The organism is Megasphaera hexanoica (assembly GCF_043520715.1).
GTDB lineage: Bacteria > Bacillota > Negativicutes > Veillonellales > Megasphaeraceae > Megasphaera > Megasphaera hexanoica.
Genome location: NZ_CP171361.1, coordinates 529149 through 550471, shown reverse-complemented (window position 1 = coordinate 550471; position 21323 = coordinate 529149). Strand labels below are relative to the sequence as shown.

Here is a 21323-nt window from a genome sequence, read left to right as displayed (position 1 = left end):
GCCCTGTTCGTATTATATACGATAATATACCAAATATTACAATTTTCCATATAATTTCAAAACGTCTTCCGTATAGGTCCCATCGGCATGATGTACGATAAGCGGCGGCAGGACATCTACACCCTTGCTGCCACCCCGTATTCCTTCTACGAGGAACAGTTTGGCCTTCTTATCTGCCCTTCCATGGACCATCTGTACCACTTTGGGTTCAATGGCATGGATGCGCATCGCCGTCAGGATATCTGTCAGGCGTTCCGTTATATGCACCATACGGAAGCGTCCATGGAACTTGAGCGCAAAGGAGGCCGCATCGAGCACATCATCCAGTGTAGCCGTTTCTTCGTGACGCGCCCGCCGGATTCCTTCGGCATCACTGTACGCGCCACGGCTTTTTTCCCGATACGGCGGATTAGCATATACTGCTGCAAACCCTCCGCTGTCCGACCACTGCCGGATAGTACGGTAATCTCCTTCCACTATGGTAATGACCGGCTCACGGCCATTGAGTATCACATTCCGCCGGGCAATATCCGCCATGACCGGATTGAGTTCGGCACCGGTCACGGAAACAGCACCGCGGGCGCTCAGAATAAGCGGGATTGCCGCCGTCCCTGTACCCAGGTCCAGGACTTTCCCCCGGGGTACCGTACCAAAATGAGCCAGCAGCACCGTATCGAGAGAAAAGCAGAACTGATCATCGCGCTGGATAATTTTCATCCCGTCCAGGACCAAGTCATCGAGCCGTTCGTGAGGTCCCAGACTAACTTTCATGATCTGGTTCGGCTACATCCGACCAGGGAACGTTGACATTGTGCCCTGATTCGAGCTGTACCTTGACCGTATGGTCTTTCATATGGACGCGCAGGACCGTACCCAGGCCTTCATCGGTAATGACCCGCTGTCCGACCTGCGGTGGTTTCTGTTGTTCACAATTTTTCTGACAGTTCTGGCATTTGAGTTCCCCTGACGTATACAAATCATTTTCGTAGCGCAGGCAGCACATGAGGCGGCCGCAGATACCGGATATTTTCGTCGGATTGAGGGACATGCCCTGTCCTTTTGCCATGCGGATCGATACGGGCTTGAAATCACCCAGGAAGGAAGCACAGCATAACGGCCGGCCGCAATACCCGATACCGCCAATCATCTTGGCTTCATCGCGGAGGCCGATCTGCCGCAGCTCGATACGCGTACGGAATACAGATGCCAGGTCGCGCACCAGTTCCCGGAAATCAATCCGCCCGTCAGCGGTAAAAAAGAATATGATTTTTCCCATATCGAAGGTGTAATCCACATCGATAAGCTTCATGGGAAGTTTATGTTTGGCGATTTTTTCCAGGCAGATGGTAAACGCTTTCTTTTCTCTTTCCTTATTGCGTTCCACCTGCCGCATATCTTTCGCCGTCGCTTTGCGGATAATAGGTTTTAGTGGCTGTACCACTTCCGAAGCGGCGACACTGCGCGGGGCAATGACCACCGTTCCGTATTCCATACCGCGGGCCGTTTCGACAATGACCCCGTCCCCTTCAGCGAGAACGATCTCTGTCGGGTCAAAATAATATATCTTGCCGGCTGGTTTAAAACGAATGCCAACAACTATCAACTATATTCCTCCTTTTGCCCGGATAAACCGGATACACACCGCATCCCACACCAGCCGCACGTTGACGTGACGGAGGATTGCTTCTCCCGCTTCATCGAGAACATGCTGGAGTGAAAAAATACAGGAATCCGGCCAGGCCGGCAGCAATTCTGAAACTTCATGGGCATACTGGCCCAGGCGGAGTCGTCCTGCCGGTACACCCGAACGCATGACTGCCATGTCGCGAAGAAGCATCTGGATCCAGCGGAAAACCTCCTGCGATTCCTGATCCGTCCACCCCGCCGAGATACTGTGCCACTTGGCATAAGGGCATGCGTGACGGGCCATGACCTGCAGGAAGGACAGTGCCTGCTGCAACGCTTCAAGGCCTTTTCCCTCTTTCAGGGCAAGGACACGGGCGACATTGCCACCGCCCCACAACACAGCCTGACGATAGGATTCTGCCGTTCCTCCATATTGCCGCACCAGCCCGTCTAACATTTCCTCATCACCGACCGGTTCAAAGGATATGATGGCACAGCGTGACACAATCGTCGGCAGTAATAAGTCGGGCTGACTGGTCACAAGAATGAAATGCACGCTTTCTGGCGGCTCTTCCAATGTCTTGAGCATGCGGTTGGCAAATTCCTTGTTCATCGTTTCTACGTGATTAATAATGCAGACCCGGCTCCCGGAAGCGCGTAACATCAGCTTTTCCTGAAGCTGCCGGAACTGATCTACCCGGAGCATCGTACCGATGACATCCAGATAAAAAACGGTTCCTCCATCTTCAATGAATGGCGTATCGGCATCGCAGGACAGGTGGGTAAAATCAGCCAGGAGCGGACGGCCACTGAGCGTTTCTGCAACGGCCCGTGCCATCAGCGCTTTGCCAAGGCCTTCCGGTCCGGCAAAAATCATGGCGTGGGGCAGCCGCTCTTCTGCAATCAGACGGCGCAGACGTGCCTTGACCGTCTCATGACCGATAACAGCATCAAAATAGTCCTGACTCATGCCGCGCCCTCCTGTTGAAAAATCTATACTAATCCTTTCTATTATAAGGAAAATAAAGCATAAAGTCTATACTATGCCTTCCATGAGAAAAATACCGCTTACGGTATCAGGACTGCCGCGACTGCCTGGTATACGTCAGCGTGTATATCGTCTATGCTGCGCATACGCCCGTCTTCCGTACAGGCAATACGCTGCCAGCCATATCGGTCTGTCAGTTCATCATAGGCATCATGGCATTTATGTAAAAAAGACCCGTTTTTTTCATGAATGTCACCCGTAGTGCCGCCGGTTTTCCCTTGTCTGCCCGCCATCAGCTGTTCTGTCACATCGAGTGGCACATCGAGAAGACATACCAGGTCCGGGCGGGGAAGCCCCATCTTTCCAAATTCAAAATCTTCCAGCCAATCCAGATAGGCACGGCGATCTGCCGGATCATTGAATTTAATCATCTGATAGAGCATGTTACTCGTCGTATACCGGTCAGCCAGAACAATCCCGCCCTGTTCTAAAAATGATTTCCAGTGCATCTGATAGGACGCGAAGCGGTCTACAGCGTAAAAGGCAGACGCTGCATAGGGATTGACCGCGTCGGCATCAGCGCCGAAATCGCCCCGCAGGTACATGCGTACGAGGGCACTGGAATCGCTGTCATAATCGGGAAAACTTACGGCCCGTACCGATTGTCCTTCTCTTTGGAGATGCTCCTGCAGCAATTTCGTCTGTGTCGCCTTGCCGCTGCCGTCTCCGCCTTCTATGATAATCAACCTGCCTTGCATGATATCATCCTTTCCGTACGACCTGTATCGTGTCCAGACTGCTGTCTGCCGCACCATTAGTTACATATCCCTCATTTAATTTCTGGTCAATATATGCCAGTACCTCCCCGGTCAATACTTCCCCTGCCGCCACAACAGGGATTCCCGGCGGATAAAAGGTAATCGTTTCTGCACATATTTGTCCTGCACAAAGAGGACGGGCCATCGCTTCTTTTTCAGCATACCAGGCTTCCCGTGGCGCCATGACGACGCGGGGCTGTGGCAGTGGCGGTTCAGCGGTATCTTTCCGCTCCACGGTCTCATGCGTACAGGCAATCGTACGGCAGCCCTCCAGTAAAGTCTGTATGCTTTTTTCTGTATCACCAAAGGTAACAAGTGCCAACACGTGATGGCCGGCGGTAAGTTCTACTTCGATATGGGCAGTCCGCAGCAGACGTTCCGCTTCCCGCCCGGTAAGCCCCAGGCCTGAAAAATCAATCGTCAGTTTCGTTTCATCCAAGGACTCAACGGCTTCATAACGCGTCATCTCCCCGCCAAAGCAGCTGATTCCGGACAGGGCATTGAGCTGCTTGCGGGCCTGTCGGGCTAGAAAAAGTGCCTTCTCTTCCAGTTCTCTTCCTTCCAGTGCCATTTGCTGCCGCGCCAGATCCAGCGATGCCAGAAACCAGTAATGGGGACTCGTAGACTGGACAAGCGCCATAGCTGCCGCTACCCGTTCTGTATACGGGAACCCCTTGCGGCAGTGAAGCATAGACGTCTGTGTCAGCGATCCCGTCAGTTTATGCGTGCTCTGAGCCACACAATCGGCACCACAGGCCAGGGCATCTGCCGGCAGGTCTTCATGAAAGGCCAGATGCGCCCCGTGAGCCTCATCAACCAGTACAATTAGTCCGTGCTGGTGGGCAATCTGTACCATCTCTGCCAACCGTCCGGCCAGACCGTCGTAGGTCGGATAGGTGAAAAGTACAGCTTTTGCCTCCCCATGAGCCGCAATGGCCGCCTGCAGACTGGCCGGGTCAGGGCCGAGTGAAACTTCTTCCCTGCCGGCATAGCGGCTTTCCATATACGCTGGCATGGCCCCGCTCAGAATCAGGCCGCTCAGGACGCTGCGGTGGGCTTCTCTTGGAATAAGCACGGTATCACCGGGCCCGCAGACAGCCAGAATCATCGCTTCAATACAGGCCGTCGTCCCATTGACGGAAAAGAAAGTCCGTCCGGCACCATAGGCATCTGCCGCCAGTTCCATCGCCTCCCGGAGCGGGCCTTCCGGCTGAAATAAGTCATCCAGAGCGTACATAAGGCCCAAATCCTGCCGCAGCGCTGTTCCAAAAAGGGCCTGTTCCCTGCAAGGGGCTCCAGTCCCCAATTTATGCCCCGGCGTATGAAATGGCACCATCTGCTGCTGGCAATATTCCTCTAACGCATCGGCAAAAGGAGTTCTCTTCTGCGCTTCTTTATTCATGTCCAATCACTCCATGAAGACGCAGGAACGGCTGGAGCAGGAAATCCTGCCGCTCATAGTCTGCCTCCTGCATCCGGTCCAGCGACCGTCTCAGTGACCCGTGAAGTTCACACGTACGGAATTCTTCCGGCGTCACCCAGCGGTAATCACAGTGTTCGTGAGAAAGGCGTACGTCCTCCTTATCTGTCACAGCCGTAAAAATAACGCCGTTCAGAAACTGGCCGTCTTTTTTCTGATAACTCCATGTTCCTGCTGTCGCCAGAATCTGAATAGAAAGCCCGGTTTCTTCCATGACCTCCCGGCGTACAGCCATAGCAAAGTCCTCATCGCGCCTCAGTCCTCCGCCGGGAAATTCCCAGTGATGCAACCCTTCCGAATCATTTTTCTGCAGCACGAGCAGGCGGCCGGCATGAAAAATCATTGCCTTTACGCTCAGTCCCATATGCACCCGTTCTTCCTGTGCCATAGCGCACTCCTTTCTGCATCTTTCATATACAACTATAATAGATTATTTTAACAAATACGGGACAACAAAAAAAGCCCTGATTCGGCCATAACCGGGACCGGACACACAAAAAAACGCATCTCGTCATTTCGATGCGTTTTTTTGTGTCGTATGAGCTTCTTTGATAATCAGCTGCGCCGTTCCATCGGACCGGGCATCCAGTTCGCTGTCTGCGCCTATAGGAATGCAGGCCTTATCTGCCCCGTGACCAAAGGGTAATCCCCGGGCAGCAGGCTTTCCGGCTTTCTTTGCATAATAGTCCAGCACTTCATCGGTCGTAAAATCACCGGAATCGTGGCCACAGTCTGTAAAATCGCCATAGACAATTCCTTCCACCTGCTGTAGCAGCCCATTTTGCCAGAGCTGGTTCAGCATCCGATCGATGCGGTATGATTCTTCTCCCACATCTTCCAGAACCAGAATACAGCCTTTTCCTTTTAATTCATACGGTGTACCGGCGAGGGAGGCAACGACGGAAAGGTTGCCACCTATAAGCCTGCCGGAGGCTTTCCCCGGCAGCACGGTCTGTAAGACTCTGCCGGCCGGCATGGTCACAGCTCCCAGCGGCACCGAGGTGGTCACGGCCTTTTCAAACTGCTGAGAGGAATAAGGACTGCCCGGAAGAGTGATGAGTAGCGGGCCATTGAGCGTCACGAGATGGCTTTTCTCATAGAGCGCTGCCTCAAGGGCCGTAATATCACTAAATCCGACCAGCAACTTGGGATGGGCCGCAATCATAGTATAATCAAGCTGGTCCAGAATGCGGGAACTGCCATATCCGCCATTGAGACAGAGAATGGCATCAATCCGGTCATCGCGGAAAAATTCATTGATATCAGAGGCCCGTTCCGAATCGGTACCGGCAAAATAACCATACCGGCGCAGTGCCGACGGAGCCAGGCACGTTTTATATCCCATGGCATGAAGCGCTTCCAGATGGGGAGCCAGTTCGATATCTTCGCTATGCGTTGCCGGTGCAACGATGCCTATCGTATCGCCAGGCTGAAGAGGGCGTCCTTTGACGACAGGCAAACCGTATGCACAGACTGGCACCACAATGACACTTGTCAGCAGGGATATCAGTACCACGGCCAGCAGACCATAAATACGAAGACGCCTCACGGTACATCTCCCACAGCCGGCATCACCGCCGGTCCGCGATAATACCGTTCCATGGCTTGTGCGTACTGGCCGGCATCATAGAGATACTTGCCGGTTTTTGCTTTATAGCAGAGATTAACCGCCACATAATCTGCCATCTGGCTGTGCTGTATCCGTTTGCTCATGGGAACAGCCTGCCAGGAATGCGTCCCTTCATCATAGACCCAGGCCTCTCTGCTCCGGTCTATCTTATAGGTAATCGTATACGTCCCGTCTATTTGTCCAGAATCTTCTTTAGAATTAAACATAGGGACTTTAAATACCCAGTCTCCTCCTTGTCCCGGTATCGTTTCCAGACGCGACAAATCAACATATACTTCGTATCCCATGCCGAAATTTACAGGCCGGTAACGGGAATCGGCGGCCAGCGGGCTCTTGAAATACGCTTGTACCGGCAGCACACTTCCAGCACCCAGACACAAGGCCAGGCTCATCAGGACGGCTACCTTTTTCCATATGTTTTCGTTTCGTCTGCCATACTTGCCGTTTTTCATCCTATCTCCGCCTCTCTTATTTAATCTTCCGGCAGTTCCGGAACATCTTTGACTTCATCCTGTTTATAATATTTACGCAAAATAGCCATAAATTCCTTTCCTGTAATCGTTTCTTTTTCATACAGGAACTTTGCCAGCTCATCCAGAAGGGGGCGGTTATCGGAAAGAATTTTTCTGGCTTTGTTATGCTGTTCCTTGACGAGTGACACGACTTTGGCATCGATGTACTTCTGCGTTTCCGGTGCGCAGGCCAGAGACGTATCGCCGCCCAGATACTTATTAGTCACCGTTTCCATAGCGACCATATCAAACTCATCACTCATACCATATCGGGTAATCATGGCCCGGGCCAGCTTCGTCGCCTGTTCGATGTCATTGGAAGCGCCGGTCGTCACCCGGCCGAATACGACTTCTTCCGCAGCGCGGCCACCGGTAAAGGTAGCTATCTTATTTTCCAGTTCTTCTTTGGAAAGAATATATTTATCCTGCTGATCCACCTGCATGGTATAGCCCAGAGCCCCGGACGTACGGGGAATGATGGTGATTTTCTGTACCGGTGCCGAATGGCTCTGAAGAGCAGCTACCAGGGCATGTCCGATTTCATGATAGGCCACAGTCCGCTTTTCTTCATCCGACAAAATAGCATTCTTCTTCTGATAGCCGGCGATGACGACTTCGATGCTTTCTTCCAGGTCGGCCTGACAAACGGCATCCCGGTGGTCCCGGACAGCACGCAGCGCCGCTTCATTGACAATGTTAGCCAGTTCTGCCCCGGAAGCGCCGGCAGCCATACGGGCAATGGTGTGGAAATCGACGTCCGGCCCCAGACTAACCTTGCGTGCATGGGCCTTGAGGATGGCTTCGCGCCCCTGAAGATCTGGCAATTCGACAGGAACGCGGCGGTCAAACCGGCCCGGGCGCAATAGTGCCGGGTCCAGTGATTCCGGACGGTTGGTAGCCGCCAGAATGACGACACTGTCATCGGCATCAAAGCCGTCCATTTCCGTAAGGAGCTGATTCAGCGTCTGTTCCCGTTCACTATTGCCCATAGCACTGCCCGTCCGCTTCTGACCGATAGCATCTATTTCATCGATGAAAATAATGCACGGCGCTTTCTGTTTGGCCTGATTGAAAAGGTCCCTCACTTTGGAAGCACCCATGCCGACGAACATTTCTACAAATTCCGACCCCGCAATTGGGAAAAAGGGAACACCGGCTTCGCCGGCTACAGCCTTGGCCAGCATAGTCTTTCCTGTGCCCGGAGGGCCTACGAGGAGTACCCCTTTGGGCATCTTAGCCCCTACTTTGGCATATTTATCGGGATGATGAAGGAAATCGACGATTTCAGACAGATTTTCCTTGGCTTCATCTTCCCCGGCTACATCGGAGAAATGAATGCCATTAGCAGAGGGAACATAGACTTTGACCTGATTTTTCGAGCCGAACATGAGCGAATTTCCGCCACCGCGGCTCATCAGTTTGCGGTTGAAATAATAGCCGATACCAAAGAAAATCAGAATAGGCAGAATCCAGGCAATGAGGAAATCTGTAAAAGGCGAATCCTTTTCTTTGATGACCTGATTGAAAGAAACGTCGGCTTTATGCAGCCGTTCTGTCAGCTGAGGATCATTGACGACACCGGTCCGATATTGATTGCCGTCTTTGTCTTTGAAGAGAATCTGATTTTCTTCAATTTCCACACTGGCCACCGATTTGTCATCGGTCATATTCATGAAGGTGCCATAATCGACATTTTTGACGCTCTGCTGATCATAATAAGGTTTGGCAATGGCATTAAACACAAATATTATCGCCAGCGCCACGATATAATAAAACAGCATGGGCTTCTTTTTTTCTTTGACTTCTTTCATGGTGTCACTCCCTTACTGTGCAAACTGTACTATGTGGTATTATTATAACCCCAAACAGGGAAAATGATACGGAAAAAAGCACTGCCGGCAGAAGCAGTGCTTTTCCTCAGAGAAGTGGCTATCTAACAGGCATAAGCGTATTAGTCTGTAATCCGATATAACGCTTTTGTCGTATTAGCAAAGAAATCAGGATCGTCGTGGAAATAATCGCGGACGATATTGAGGTGTTCATCAAAGGTTGAATACAGTGATACGACGGGGAAATTGGATGCGTATATGAGGCGGTCCGGAGCAAAGGTCCCGCTCAGGAAATCGAGGAGTTCTTTCACGAACGTTTTATCCTGGGTCGGAAAGCCCGAAACCTTGCAGTACACATTGGGAAGAGAGGCAAATTTAGTCATCACTTCTTTATATGCTGGAGTCACTTCCGTAGCATTCCCACAGTGATTGATGACGATTTTGGCCTGCGGAACGGTCTTTGCCGCCTGATACATATCGTCCAGTTCTTCCGTACGGTTGCAGCTTTCAAAGAGAAGTCCCGCATCAGCCAATGCTTCCAATCCTTCGATAAAGCTTTTCTGCAGGCAGCGGCCTTTAGGCGATCCCGGCACATGGAGCGGTTCGCGGACACCGGCAATGCCAAGGGGTACGCGCATGTGTGCCGAAAGGGGGGCCCGCATGACTTTGGCCAGCATCTTCGGTTCGTGAAGGCCATAAATGTATTCGTCTTCTTTAAAACGGTCGTCGCAATCGACTTCGATATAGACGCCGCCGAGGAAGTTGACATCGGAGTGGCGACCATAGGCTTTCAGAAGATCTGACACGACATAGCTATGAGCAATGGCCGGACAGTCTTTGAGCCAGGGAAGACGAAGTACATCGAGATTCCATATATGGAAATGGCTGTCAATAATATCTAACATAACAATTCTCCTTACTGCTGAACAGCTTTCTTGGCACTGTCATCAGCATGGCAGCCTTTGAAGCCGTACCAGGCAACATAGAGGAAGCATGGGATGAGCAGCAGATACCCGGCAGCTGTATTGACCATATCGGCGACATGACCCATGAAGTACGGCATGATAGCTCCACCGACGATGCTCATGATAATGATACTGGATGCCGTCTTGACCAGATTCTGTGGCAGATTGACAATGCTCAGGGCAAAGATGGTCGGGAAACTGATGGACATGAAGAAAAATACGGCAATGAGAAGGAATACGGCTGTGCTGCCGGAAACGACATTCAGCAGTACGACGAGGACGACGTTAATAGCTGAATACGCACCGAGGATTTTACCAGCACTGAATTTTTTCATAAGCGGTGTCGTTACGACACGGCCAATCAGAAAGGCTACGAGCGCGATACTGAAGAAATAAGCGGCACGGCTGTCGGAAAGTCCCTGCCAGTGTTCAACACTGTAGTTGATGAAGAAGGCACCGGCGCCGACCTGGGCTGCAATGTAGAGGAACTGGGCGAGAGCACCGAGGCGGAAGTGTTTGTAGCTGAACAGCTGGCTATACGATCCATCTCCTTCGGCGGCATCTTCATCCCCGGAAACTTCTGCCCCTTCCGGCAGTTTGTTGACCACGAAAAGGATAAGCATAACGACGACGATAGCAGCAATACCGACATAAACCATCTGTACGTTGTGCATGTTTTGTGAAATATCTGTGCCGCTGGCGATGGACAGGAAGAGCATGCCCCCGATGATAGGCCCTAAGAACTGGCCGATACCGTTGGCGCACTGAGCGACATTCAGCCGGAATGCAGCATCCTTATCACTGCCTAACTTAGTGATATACGGATTGGCATTCGTTTCCAGGCTGGCCAGACCACAGGCGATGATGAAGAAGGCTACGAGGAAAATCTGGAAGCTGTGGGCATTGCTGGCCGGGACAATCAGGAGGGCACCGATAGCATACAGTGCCAGGCCCATCATGATGCCGCCTTTATAACCGTATTTGCGGGCTACGAGAGAAGCCGGCGTGGCGAAAACGAAATACCCGCCGAAATAAGCTGCCTGCAACAGACCGGAAGTAGCTTTTGTAATCCCCAGCTGGTTCTGGAAATTCTTATTCATGACATCGATCAGGCCATAGCTGAGCCCCCAGAGCAAAAACAGCGTCGTAACCAGGATAAACGCAATCTTTATACTTTTATTGCTTGCACTTGGCATACGTCCTTACCTCCCTGCTGTTAGGTTAACGCACGGTCGAGATGTACATAGCCGCCATCGACGAATACCCACTGGCCCGTCGTATGGGATGATACCGGTGAGAGGAGGAATACCGTATTGTCTCCAATTTCTTCAATTGTCGTAAAGCGGTGCTGGAACGGAATCTTATCGGTAATGACTTTCTTACGGGCTTCCGGATCATCAAAGGTCTTGATCCATTTTGCATACAGCGGAGTCCAGCATTCGCTGACTACGATGGCATTGACGCGGATTTCATATTGAAGGAACGCAGCGGCCCATTCACGGGTCAGGCCCAGGATAGCCCCTTTGGCAGCTGCATAAGCACTCGTCTTTCCCTGGCCGGTAAGAGCCGTTTTAGACGTAATATTGAGGACCGATCCTTTGCTCTTAATCAGGTAGGGAAGAGCCGCCCGGACAAGTTCATAATAATGGGTCAGATTACCATGTAGACTCTTTTCAAAATCCTGCCACGACGTTTCTTCAATAGCTTTATTATCGTTGCAACCGGCATTATTTACGACGCCATAAATACCACCGCGGCGTTTCGCTACATCGTCAACAATCGGTTTGATCTGGTCGGTGTTGTTGAGGTCGATGAGGTGAAATTCATAATCGGCGCCCATCGCATCCAATTCTTTTTTGAATTCCGGTTTATCCGAACGGGTCAGAATAATGGGAACAGCGCCTTCTTTTACGAGAGAGACTACGATACCGCTGCCAATACCGGCACCACCGCCAGAAACCAATACGACTTTTCCTTTTAACTGTAAATCCATGATATAATACCATCCTTTCTAACCATACCATAAAGTCATTAACTGTTTAACTTTGTTGCGTATCATGCATGATTTTAATTTTTGTTATTCCTTTTGTTCATGCTTATAGTATAGCATTAGGCAAAGTTCTTTACTTGTGTTATACTACCTATTAGTATAATAATTTTATGTCAATTTCGGTTATTTTATTTATTTTTGTTAGTTAACAATGTTAAAATATAATAATTTTATCGTTTGTTTGTACAATATTACGCATCAGAAGGAGGTATCTGGTCCATTGGAACACGAAAGTTATCATGAAATGATGAAGCGCGGCCGCTTCGATTTTCCCATAGGCTTTTATCATGTTGAAAAATATCATCCCCGCTTTAACATGCCCTATCACTGGCACATGGAATATGAACTCATCCGTATGCTCCGCGGCGGTTTTACTATCTCGCTCAATGAGGAAACACTCCATCTCGTTCCGGGAGATATCGTCTTTATCCGCGACGGAATCGTCCACGGAGGTGTTGTCGATTCCGATGATACGGCGTATGAATGTCTCGTATTTGAGCCTCCCAAACTGCTTCATTCGGCCAATTATCAATCCAGTGATCTCAATAATCTGCTCAATCATACCTTCAATGTCCGCAACCATTTCAACCAGGATGATAAGAAAATAGCTCTCATCGTCCGTATACTCTTTGAAGAAATGCAACGGGAAAATCCCGGTTATGAACTGATTGTCACAGGCATGCTGTATACAGTGTTCGGACTTATCATTCAGGAAAAGCAATATACTCCTGTGACAAAGCAGCCTGTAGAAACGAGTCATCTTCAGATGCAAAAACTAAAAAAAGCATTTCAGCTCATTGATGACAAATACGCTGCACCCCTTACGCTCTCCGAGCTTTCCAGTGCTGCCGGATTGTCACCTAATTATTTCTGTAAATTTTTCCAGAAAATGACGCATTATACACCGATTGAATATCTGAACCAGTACCGTATCGACCAGGCCTGCCTGAAACTGGCCTACACAGACAAATCCATCACGGATATTGCCTATTCCTGCGGATTCAATAACCTCAGTTATTTCATCAAAACGTTCCGCAAACAAAAAGGGATTTCCCCTGGTAAATTCCGTCAGGTCAACCGGAAATAGCACTTTTCCACCCGGGACAGGTCTGGTATAATGTCGATATAGCAGTTTTCTGCTGATACAACAATAATAAAACATAAAGGATGAGAGCCTGCAGCGAATTCTATGCTACAGGCTCTCTGTGTTTCAGCTGCAATGAATAAATCAACTTATGTCACGGACTTTACGACAGGCAGCGTCACCCGGCAGCTTCTCTGGTTCGCCCTGCCTATGCTTTTGTCCCAGTTATTACAAATTACATATAATATGGCAGATATGATTATTGTCGGCCAGGTACTGGGAAAGGCTGGCCTGTCGGCAGTTTCTATCGGCGGAGACCTGACGAATTGCCTGACTTTTATCGCTATGGGATTTTCCAGCGCCGGTCAGATTCTCATATCCCAGTATATCGGGGCCCGGCGTCATGATCAGCTGGCTGCTCTGGTAAGTACCCTGCTCCTGTTGCTGCTCTTTTTTGCTCTGCTTATGACCGCAGGTTGCCTGTATGAACGGCACGCCATTATGGCTCTCATGAATACACCGTCTGAAGCATATGGCGAAACGATGGGATATGCCGTCGTAAGCATGACAGGCATTCTGTTTATCTACGGATACAATGCTGCCAGTGCTATTCTCCGTGGCATGGGGGATGCCCGGCATCCCTTTTATTTCATTGCCTGCGCTACAGTCCTCAACGTCATTCTGGATCTCGTTTTCGTCTGCTTCTGGAATATGGGAGCCGCCGGCGCTGCCCTGGCTACCGTATTCAGTCAGGGAGTCAGTTTTCTGGCCGCATCCTGTTTTGTCTGGCGCCATCGCAGCCAGTACTACCTGCCTGCTTCCCTGGGAGAATTCTTTCATCCTGATTTTCAGATTGCCGGTGATCTTCTCAAACTAGGCGTTCCCATGGCCATCAAAAACGCTTCTGTCCAATTTTCCAAATTATTCGTCAATTCATGGATTAATTCCTATGGCGTAGCCGTTTCCGCATTTTCCGGAGTGGCCAACCGTCTCTATGTAACATCCAATCTTATTTCCAATGCCATCAATACAGCCGGATCGTCCATGATAGGGCAGAACATCGGAGCTGCCCGGTACGAACGGGTCAATCAGATTATCTGGTCCATCTTCCGCATCACCGTTACTCTGGCTATCCTTTTTTCTATCCTGCTGTACACCTGGCCGGTAGAAATTTTTCAGATATTTACCGATGACCCTGAAGTAGCCCGTATCGGCTTAGAATATGTCCCCATTGGCATCCTCTGCTTTTTCAGCTGTGCCGGCCGGTCTGCCATGAATTCCCTCATTAATGGCAGCGGCAATACCAAAGTAAACTTTGCAACAGCCCTCTTTGACGGCCTCATCCTGCGGCTGGGTCTGTCCGTCCTGTTCGGCATCTATCTGAATATGCGCTATATGGGCTTCTGGCTCGGGGATGCCCTGGCCAACTTCACGCCATTCTGGGTAGGTATCCTCTTTTATCTGAGCGGCGCCTGGAAAAAATCCCGGGTCCGGCAAAAATGACTGTGTCCAAATGAAAAGGACCGCATACCCGGAGGTATACGGTCTTATTCATTAACGTCTTATAAGAGGTTCCGGTGTGCTGCCACCGGAGCCTTTTTTACGCATCTGCAAAAAGCAGATGATCATGCTTCTTCTCCCCTCCAGCCGGACATCTGGGCTGCCAGACGGATTGCATGGGCAAAAGAGCTCGTTTTGGCAATACCTTTGCCGGCAATATCAAATGCCGTTCCATGTTCCGGCGTCGTAATGGCATACGGCAGGCCACCGGCTACGGTAACTCCTTCATCAAAAGCCAGGAGTTTCGTAGCAATCTGCCCCTGGTCATGATACAACGTCACGACGGCATCGTATTCGCCCCGGAAGGCATGCATGAAAATGGTATCTGCCGATACGGGACCGACAATATCTTTTCCCTGGGCCTGCAGGCTTTCTACGACGGGCTTGAGGATATCGATTTCTTCGGTACCGCACAGGCCGCCTTCCCCGCAATGCGGATTGAGTGCTGCCAGAGCAATACGGGGATTATCATAGCCAGCCCGTTTCATCGTCTGATAGGTCAAATCGATGGTCTTCAGGACGTTTTCTTTAGTAATATATTTAGGTACTTCTTTGAAGGGGATGTGCGTCGTCACGCGGAATGTCCACAATTTATTCATGACATTGAGGATACCGCGGGGCTTATCCATCCAGTCGAGGCACTGAGCAAAGAGTTCATGTTCGTCTTCTACATGATACCCGCCCCGTTTGAAAGCCTGTTTGTTGAGAGGGCCAAAGACGAAGCCATCAATCTGATGATCCTTCAAAAGGTCCATCGAATACACGAGGGTATCACCGGTCACTTTGCCGGATTTAGGATCGACTTCTCCGATTTTGACCGTATCAGGGTCCAGATTTTTCAAATCAATGATGGAAACAGGACCATCCCAGTCAATCTGATCTACCTTATCTACACAGGTGAATGGAAAATCAACGTGAGAAATTTCCATCCCCCGGCGCAATACACGGGCATCGCCGATGAGTACAGGGCGGCAGCACGTATCCGGCATTTTTTCTGCTACCAGTTTGGCAATCAGTTCCGGGCCTACACCGGCTGCTTCTCCTAAAAATATACCGATAATTGGTTTCATAGTTATATATTTCTCCTTACGTTATTATAAAGATTTGACGGCCACAGCCCGTACGGGGCAGCCTTCCACACCTACAAGGCGCAGCGGCAGAGCCATAAAGGTAATTCTGTCTTCTGTAATCTGATCCAGACCCGCCAGATATTCAATAAGGAATACACCTTTCAGGAGTAATGCGTAATGTGTCGTCGATTCACTCATAGGCAGGCATCCTTTATACGTAGCCGCCTGTTTAAGAATCTGATCCTGCGGAAAATCAAAGGCGACAGCCTTAGGCTTTTGGGCATAGAGCCAGTCAGCTGCTTCTTCACTGACAAAAGGAGCATCCGTCCAATATTCTTTAGACTGGATATCACGTTTCTTATCCCAGCAGGTCTTTAAGATAATAATGTCCCCTTCACGGATATCCTTGGCATGTTCTTTTAAATCATCTGCCGTGATTTCATGATCGGCACCGATATGAGAAAGGTCGATGACGGCTGCAGCCCCGCTATAGGTATCGACAGGCAGTTCGTCCAAAGCCGGCGCACCACCTGGTTTGCAGTGCAGCAGTGTATCAACATGAGTAAAGGCATGTGCCGGAAGCGTCATGACAGAAGCGCGGAAATCATCGCCGGCTTCTAATGTATGTTTCAAACTTTGTTTATATCCCCAACGCCAATGATCGCGGATAGGAAAAGATAAATCGATCAACTTCATGATATTTGCATCTCCTTTTAAGCTTCTTTACTTACCGGGGCAGCCGTAGCAGACGGTGCTTTCGTTGCATCTTTTTTCAGGAATAACAGAAGAAGCGGCGCTACGATGGAAGCAGCGACCAGGAATACCATGCCACCCAGGGAGCTTCCCGTAACGGTTGTGAAATAACCAAAGAGCCATGGTCCGAAGAAACCGCCCAGGTTGCCGACTGCGTTGATGACACCCAGGGTAACAGCCAGTACATCTGCCGTAAGGAATGTTGTCGGAATAGCCCACCAGATACCATAGTAGCACTGGATCAGGCCGCCACAGCAAATCAGGGCGATGACGGCTGCCGTAACATTACCAGAACTTGCCAGAAGTGTAGAAGCCAGCAGGCACAGAGCCGATGTAACAGCCGGTACAATCATGTGGAAACGGCGTTCGCCCGTCTTATCGGAATGGCGGGAGTTCAAAGTCAGCATAATCATGGCAAAGAACCAGGGAACAGAAGTCAGCAGGCCAACCAGCATCTGGCTGCTGCCCGTCAAATCTTTCATCATGGTCGGAAGCCAGATAGAATAACCGGCAAATCCGGTCTGTGTCAGGAACCAGATAGCAATGAGAATGATTACATTACGGGTCTTAAGGGCTTCCATGACCGACATACCTTTAGTGGCAATTTTCGATTCTTCTTTTGCAGCAGCATTGACAAGGTAATTCCGTTCTTCTTCAGAAAGCCATTTGGCATCTTTCGGATGATCCGTAATGCAGAGCATCCAGATAATGCAGAATATAATCGGGAATGCGCCTTCAATCCAGAACATTTCACGCCAGGTAGCATAGGTAAGGATGAAACCGCAGATAGGCGACATAATCATGGCTGCAAACGGAATGGAAAGCATCCAGATGCCATTGGCCCGGGCCCGTTCATCCAGCGGGAACCACCGTTTCAGGAGCAATACAATGGCTGGCAGGATACAGCCTTCGACGAAACCGATCATAAAGCGGACAATCAGAAGCTGTGTCACGTTCTGGATAAAGCCGGTAGCAGCAGCAAAGATTCCCCACGCAATGAGAGCTACGCCAATCAGTTTCTTAGCACTCCAGCGTTCTGCCCATAAGCCGCCAGGAACCTGAAGGAATAAGTAACCAATAGCAAAAATACCACCGGCAAGACCGGCATAGGTAGCACCAATTCCCAGGTCTGATTCCATGCCCGGGAAGGCAAAACCGATATTATTTCTGTCAATCATGTTGATGCAGTACATAAGAAATACTGCCGGTAAAATTCTAAACCATCTTTTCTTTGGAACCGTATTCATTTTTTTCTCCTTTACGTCCGTATTAGTTCATTATAATAGAATAAAAACAAGATTGAAACATATTACGGTCAACGTTCGAGTATTAAATCAAATGGCCATTTCGTTTATTCTCACGTTTCGCATGTCTATATGAAATATTTATGCCAATGCGTATTTACAAACTGCCACCTATGATGTAATAACATAAGATATACTCTTTTTATTTCAACATGATTTAAAAAGATAAAATTTTCACATAATTTACACACAAAAAAGCCTTCTATTTCGATTAAGGCATCGTTCAATGGAACATATCTTTTCTGTTTTTCATATTTACCGTTTCATATTTTTCATTTTATGAAACAGAATAATTACTTCGGAATTATTCTGTTTCACAAAACCTTTATGCAAGGAACAAACTTCAATATAAGAAAAAAACCGCATACCTCGCGGTACACGGTCTTCTTCAATCAACATTCTAAGAGGAGAGCCGATGTGCAGCCACCGATTCTATCCTGTCACTTCATCTGCTTCATTTTCCGCCACAGTGTCGTACGGCTGATTCCCAGTCGTTCTGCTGCGTGTCCATAATGATAGTGAGTTTCTTCCAGCACTTGCCGGATACGCTGGTATTCATCCACCTCTCCGGCTGCCGGCACTGCCACGGTTTTCTGCTCTGCAGGCATTGGCGATTCTTCTGGCAGGGCCTGTTGGGTAGTTCCAGTCTGTACGCCTCCGCTCAGGGCAATACGCAAGTCGTTTTCGTCCAGTTCAGCCCCTTCGGTAAATACAGCGACGCGTTCCGCCACATTATACAGTTCGCGGATGTTTCCAGCCCAGTGCTGCTGCAGCAGACACTGCTCTGCCGCCTTTGTCATGCCTTCCCAGATAATGCCGACACGGCTGTAAATCCCCGACAAAAAGCGGCGGAACAGGAATAACACATCCTGTCCCCGGTCCCGCAGCGGTGGCAGCACCAGATGCAGCGTATTAAGGCGATAATATAGGTCTAACCGAAATTTCCCTTCTCGGCTCATAGCCGCCAGATCCCGGTTGGTCGCCGCGATGACGCGGACATCGACGGGAATAATCCGGTCATCGCCGACGCGCATGATTTCATGTTCCTGCAATACCCGCAAAAGCAGTCCCTGCATACGTGGAGAAATTTCCGCTATTTCATCCAGAAAGAGCGTACCGTGGTGGGCCGCTTCAAAGAGGCCGCTCTTACCGCCCTTCCGTGCATCGGTAAAGGCGCCTTCCACATAGCCGAAGAGTTCACTTTCCAGAAGATTTTCCGAAAGGACGGCACAGTTTACGGCGACAAATGGTTCCCGGCTGCGGCTGCTGGCATTATGGATACTCTGGGCAAAGAGTTCCTTCCCTGTACCCGTCTCGCCATTGATCAGCACATTGGCATCGGCCTTGCTGTACTGTTTAGCCAGATGAATCGTTTCCAGAAGAGCCGGGCTCTCGCCCAAAATATCATCAAAGTGAGCTTTGGCTATATGCCCTTTCTGATTTTTTTTGCGCCGGATTTCATTTCCCAGGTTCTGCACCTTCAATACGGGCTGAAATGCCGCAACGGCACCAATTGTCTGATTTCCCGTCTGCATGGGAATACAGGTCAGAGTGACATCCTGGTCGTTGAAACGGGTAATGCGGTTGAGTACCGGCTGGGCCGTTTCCACCACCTGGCGCAGGGGGATATGAGGCAAAAGAGATGCCAGCCGCTTGCCCGTGCTCTGTGGCGAAAGTCCTGTAATATTTGCGGCTTCCCGGTTTATGAGCAGAATCTCATCGTTCTTATCCACGGCAATGATGCCATCGTTCGTATAGTTCAGGATAGCCCGGAACAGTTCGGCCCGGCGCCGTTCCTGCAGGGAAAGCTGATAAGCCCTTTTTACCTCTACCAGCGCCTGATACACAGCTTCCCGGCCGGAGCTGATGCGAACAGCAGAAAAGCCCAGTTTACGGGCAATAATCGTAGCCGTCACACCGCCGATGACCGCTCTGACTCCTTTTTCTTTCATTTCCAGAAGTCGTTCCCGTATGCCATCTTCTTCAAATGCCGCAGCAGTTACCAGCTCTACGGGTATCAATTCAGAAATATGCTGGGCGCCGTAAATCATTTCCGTCGTTCCAATGAACCCGATACGTTCTTCGCCCGATTCTTTTTTACAGGCCAGCGCCGCCCGCATGATATCGTATCCACTGATTTTCAGTTCCGTAACCGGCACATGCTTCAGCAATTGTTTCAGTTTACGATACGTAGCCCCTCTGGCCACAACTACGTCGCCGCCAATAGCCACATCATCCAGGATCTGAGTTCCCAGCCGGAGTATCGTTTCCAGCTGCCACTCTTCCCCGCTCTGCTCCTGTTGCTCAAGAAACGTATGGCAGACGACGTCTTTCATTTCCATATATGGCAAAAAGAACGTAATTTTCATAGCTTTCAGCCTGTCTCCTTATCAACAGCAGAGATTGTTGCGCACATTGACGATGAAATCCTGCACATTGGTTACGATAGAATCGACACTCAGACTGCCCCGGTCACGCAATTTGTTGACAGCAAATTCTGAAATATCGACACAATAAAAATAAGTCGGACGTACGACACCATCCACCATGCGATACGACGGGAACATATTGCCGGTCGCTATGGAATGAAGCATGGTGGCCATACAGATAATCGTCGTGGCATCGCTGATCATGGCCCTCATCGCATCCTGTGCCTGATAAACATTTCCAATGACTTCCGGAAGAGGACCGTCATCGCGGATAGAACCGGCCAGAACGAGCGGGACGTGACACTGGTCACATGCCGCGATAATCCCATTGTCTATATGTTCCTGTTCAATAAAAGAATGAATGGAACCATATTGACGTACTTTGTTAATCGTATCGAGATGGTTATAATGTCCCAGCGGTGCCAGCTTTTGGGTATAGATATCCTGCCCCAGAGCCGTCCCCAGATACGCCGCTTCCAGATCATGGGTAGCCAGCGCATTTCCCGCCATGAGTCCATTGACATAGCCATTGCGTACAAGATCCGAAAAGGCCTTTCGCGAATCGGCATCAAAAGCGCAAGCCGGTCCCAGAATCCAGACCACTTTGCCATGGGCTTTTTCATGCCGCAGGAGTTCATAGATAGAATCGTAATCTTTGGAATACGACGTTTCCCGCGAGCGGCCTGTGCGGAATACGAACGTATCTTTATGTTTCTCTTCTTCCGTCAAAAAGCCATCGACGTGTACATAAATCCCTTCTTCACCGCATTCTTTCCGCCCTATGACGACAAGGTCCCCTTTTTTCAGGTTACGGAATTCCACGATGCGGATTTTCTGACCATCATATACGGGCACGCAGTCCATCCGGCTTTCTTCGGCCAGAAGCCAATGTCCGTTTATTTTAAAGTATTCCGGGAAAATCGACATGGAATGGTACTGATCTGGAGCTCCTCCATCTGTCGGTGCCGGCACTAATGTAACGTCCGGAGCATGGACAAACGGTTCTTTCGTAAAATCCGGTGCAGTATAAACTGGCATAGACCAACTCATGATAATTCCTCCTCACTCACATAATATTCTTTATATTCTATATTACATATATATAGTACCTTATTTTATATTGTATCATGCCCGGCCTGAATGAACAAATGATTATTTCTTTCTGATATGGCACTATTTTCTCATTTCCCATGCCTTTACAATCCCTTTTTCATTTCTTATAATG

The 21323-nt window shown here is 49.7% G+C and carries 19 protein-coding genes; 2 read left to right on the top strand and 17 right to left on the bottom strand.

What is annotated here, in order from left to right; translation table 11 throughout:
- Nucleotides 1–36: 36 nt before the first annotated feature.
- The 12 genes from ACGTIC_RS02520 to ACGTIC_RS02465 all read right to left on the bottom strand — a co-directional run bounded on the left by ACGTIC_RS02520 (nucleotide 37) and on the right by ACGTIC_RS02465 (nucleotide 11841).
- On the bottom strand, nucleotides 37–771 hold the full coding sequence (locus tag ACGTIC_RS02520) for a tRNA1(Val) (adenine(37)-N6)-methyltransferase (RefSeq protein WP_113855288.1): 735 nt from the start codon (nucleotides 769–771) through the stop codon (nucleotides 37–39).
- Entirely contained in the window at nucleotides 761–1603 is an 843-nt protein-coding gene (locus tag ACGTIC_RS02515; RefSeq protein WP_059077111.1) for a stage 0 sporulation family protein, read from the bottom strand. The genes ACGTIC_RS02520 and ACGTIC_RS02515 overlap by 11 nt, the downstream gene beginning before the upstream one ends.
- On the bottom strand, nucleotides 1604–2596 hold the full coding sequence (locus ACGTIC_RS02510; protein ID WP_113855287.1) for an AAA family ATPase: 993 nt from the start codon (nucleotides 2594–2596) through the stop codon (nucleotides 1604–1606).
- Between the two features lie 98 nt (nucleotides 2597–2694).
- Nucleotides 2695–3372, bottom strand: a complete 678-nt coding sequence (locus ACGTIC_RS02505; protein ID WP_113855286.1) for a thymidylate kinase — start codon at nucleotides 3370–3372, stop codon at nucleotides 2695–2697.
- Nucleotides 3373–3376: 4 nt separating this feature from the next.
- A complete protein-coding gene (locus ACGTIC_RS02500) occupies nucleotides 3377–4834 on the bottom strand; it encodes an aminotransferase class I/II-fold pyridoxal phosphate-dependent enzyme (RefSeq protein WP_113855285.1) in 1458 nt (485 codons plus the stop codon).
- Nucleotides 4827–5300: an NUDIX domain-containing protein gene (locus ACGTIC_RS02495; RefSeq protein WP_075581807.1), complete on the bottom strand. Its 474-nt coding sequence runs from the start codon at nucleotides 5298–5300 to the stop codon at nucleotides 4827–4829. The genes ACGTIC_RS02500 and ACGTIC_RS02495 overlap by 8 nt, the downstream gene beginning before the upstream one ends.
- A 123-nt stretch (nucleotides 5301–5423) precedes the next feature.
- Entirely contained in the window at nucleotides 5424–6461 is a 1038-nt protein-coding gene (locus ACGTIC_RS02490) for an LD-carboxypeptidase (RefSeq protein WP_257536619.1), read from the bottom strand.
- The gene (locus ACGTIC_RS02485) at nucleotides 6458–6994 is read right to left on the bottom strand and encodes a hypothetical protein (RefSeq protein ID WP_257536618.1); all 537 of its coding nucleotides are present in this window, start codon (nucleotides 6992–6994) and stop codon (nucleotides 6458–6460) included. Before ACGTIC_RS02485 ends, ACGTIC_RS02490 begins: the two co-directional genes overlap by 4 nt.
- A 20-nt stretch (nucleotides 6995–7014) precedes the next feature.
- Complete coding sequence (gene ftsH / locus ACGTIC_RS02480; RefSeq protein ID WP_075581806.1) at nucleotides 7015–8865, bottom strand: ATP-dependent zinc metalloprotease FtsH; 1851 nt, start codon at nucleotides 8863–8865, stop codon at nucleotides 7015–7017.
- Nucleotides 8866–9005: 140 nt separating this feature from the next.
- Nucleotides 9006–9788, bottom strand: a complete 783-nt coding sequence (locus tag ACGTIC_RS02475) for an amidohydrolase (RefSeq protein ID WP_113855284.1) — start codon at nucleotides 9786–9788, stop codon at nucleotides 9006–9008.
- A gap of 11 nt (nucleotides 9789–9799) precedes the next feature.
- Entirely contained in the window at nucleotides 9800–11044 is a 1245-nt protein-coding gene (fucP, locus tag ACGTIC_RS02470) for an L-fucose:H+ symporter permease (protein WP_059077118.1), read from the bottom strand.
- 20 nt (nucleotides 11045–11064) lie between these two features.
- Nucleotides 11065–11841: an SDR family oxidoreductase gene (locus ACGTIC_RS02465; RefSeq protein WP_059077119.1), complete on the bottom strand. Its 777-nt coding sequence runs from the start codon at nucleotides 11839–11841 to the stop codon at nucleotides 11065–11067.
- 277 nt (nucleotides 11842–12118) lie between these two features.
- On the opposite strand from ACGTIC_RS02465, the gene ACGTIC_RS02460 reads away from it, so the two are divergent.
- Both ACGTIC_RS02460 and ACGTIC_RS02455 read left to right on the top strand, forming a co-directional pair.
- Entirely contained in the window at nucleotides 12119–12985 is an 867-nt protein-coding gene (locus ACGTIC_RS02460) for an AraC family transcriptional regulator (RefSeq protein ID WP_059077120.1), read from the top strand.
- A 132-nt stretch (nucleotides 12986–13117) separates the two neighbouring features.
- Complete coding sequence (locus ACGTIC_RS02455) at nucleotides 13118–14485, top strand: MATE family efflux transporter (protein ID WP_162816205.1); 1368 nt, start codon at nucleotides 13118–13120, stop codon at nucleotides 14483–14485.
- Between the two features lie 122 nt (nucleotides 14486–14607).
- Here ACGTIC_RS02455 and ACGTIC_RS02450 read toward each other — a convergent pair whose 3' ends face one another.
- From ACGTIC_RS02450 to ACGTIC_RS02430, 5 genes are all read right to left on the bottom strand, one after another.
- Nucleotides 14608–15612: a PdxA family protein gene (locus ACGTIC_RS02450; protein WP_113855282.1), complete on the bottom strand. Its 1005-nt coding sequence runs from the start codon at nucleotides 15610–15612 to the stop codon at nucleotides 14608–14610.
- Nucleotides 15613–15636: 24 nt separating this feature from the next.
- Complete coding sequence (locus ACGTIC_RS02445) at nucleotides 15637–16308, bottom strand: cyclase family protein (protein WP_059076130.1); 672 nt, start codon at nucleotides 16306–16308, stop codon at nucleotides 15637–15639.
- A 17-nt stretch (nucleotides 16309–16325) separates the two neighbouring features.
- Entirely contained in the window at nucleotides 16326–17558 is a 1233-nt protein-coding gene (locus ACGTIC_RS02440) for an MFS transporter (RefSeq protein WP_159897787.1), read from the bottom strand.
- Between the two features lie 551 nt (nucleotides 17559–18109).
- A complete protein-coding gene (locus ACGTIC_RS02435; protein WP_113855281.1) occupies nucleotides 18110–20038 on the bottom strand; it encodes a sigma 54-interacting transcriptional regulator in 1929 nt (642 codons plus the stop codon).
- A 21-nt stretch (nucleotides 20039–20059) separates the two neighbouring features.
- Nucleotides 20060–21148, bottom strand: a complete 1089-nt coding sequence (locus ACGTIC_RS02430) for a hypothetical protein (protein ID WP_113855280.1) — start codon at nucleotides 21146–21148, stop codon at nucleotides 20060–20062.
- Nucleotides 21149–21323 lie beyond the last annotated feature (175 nt).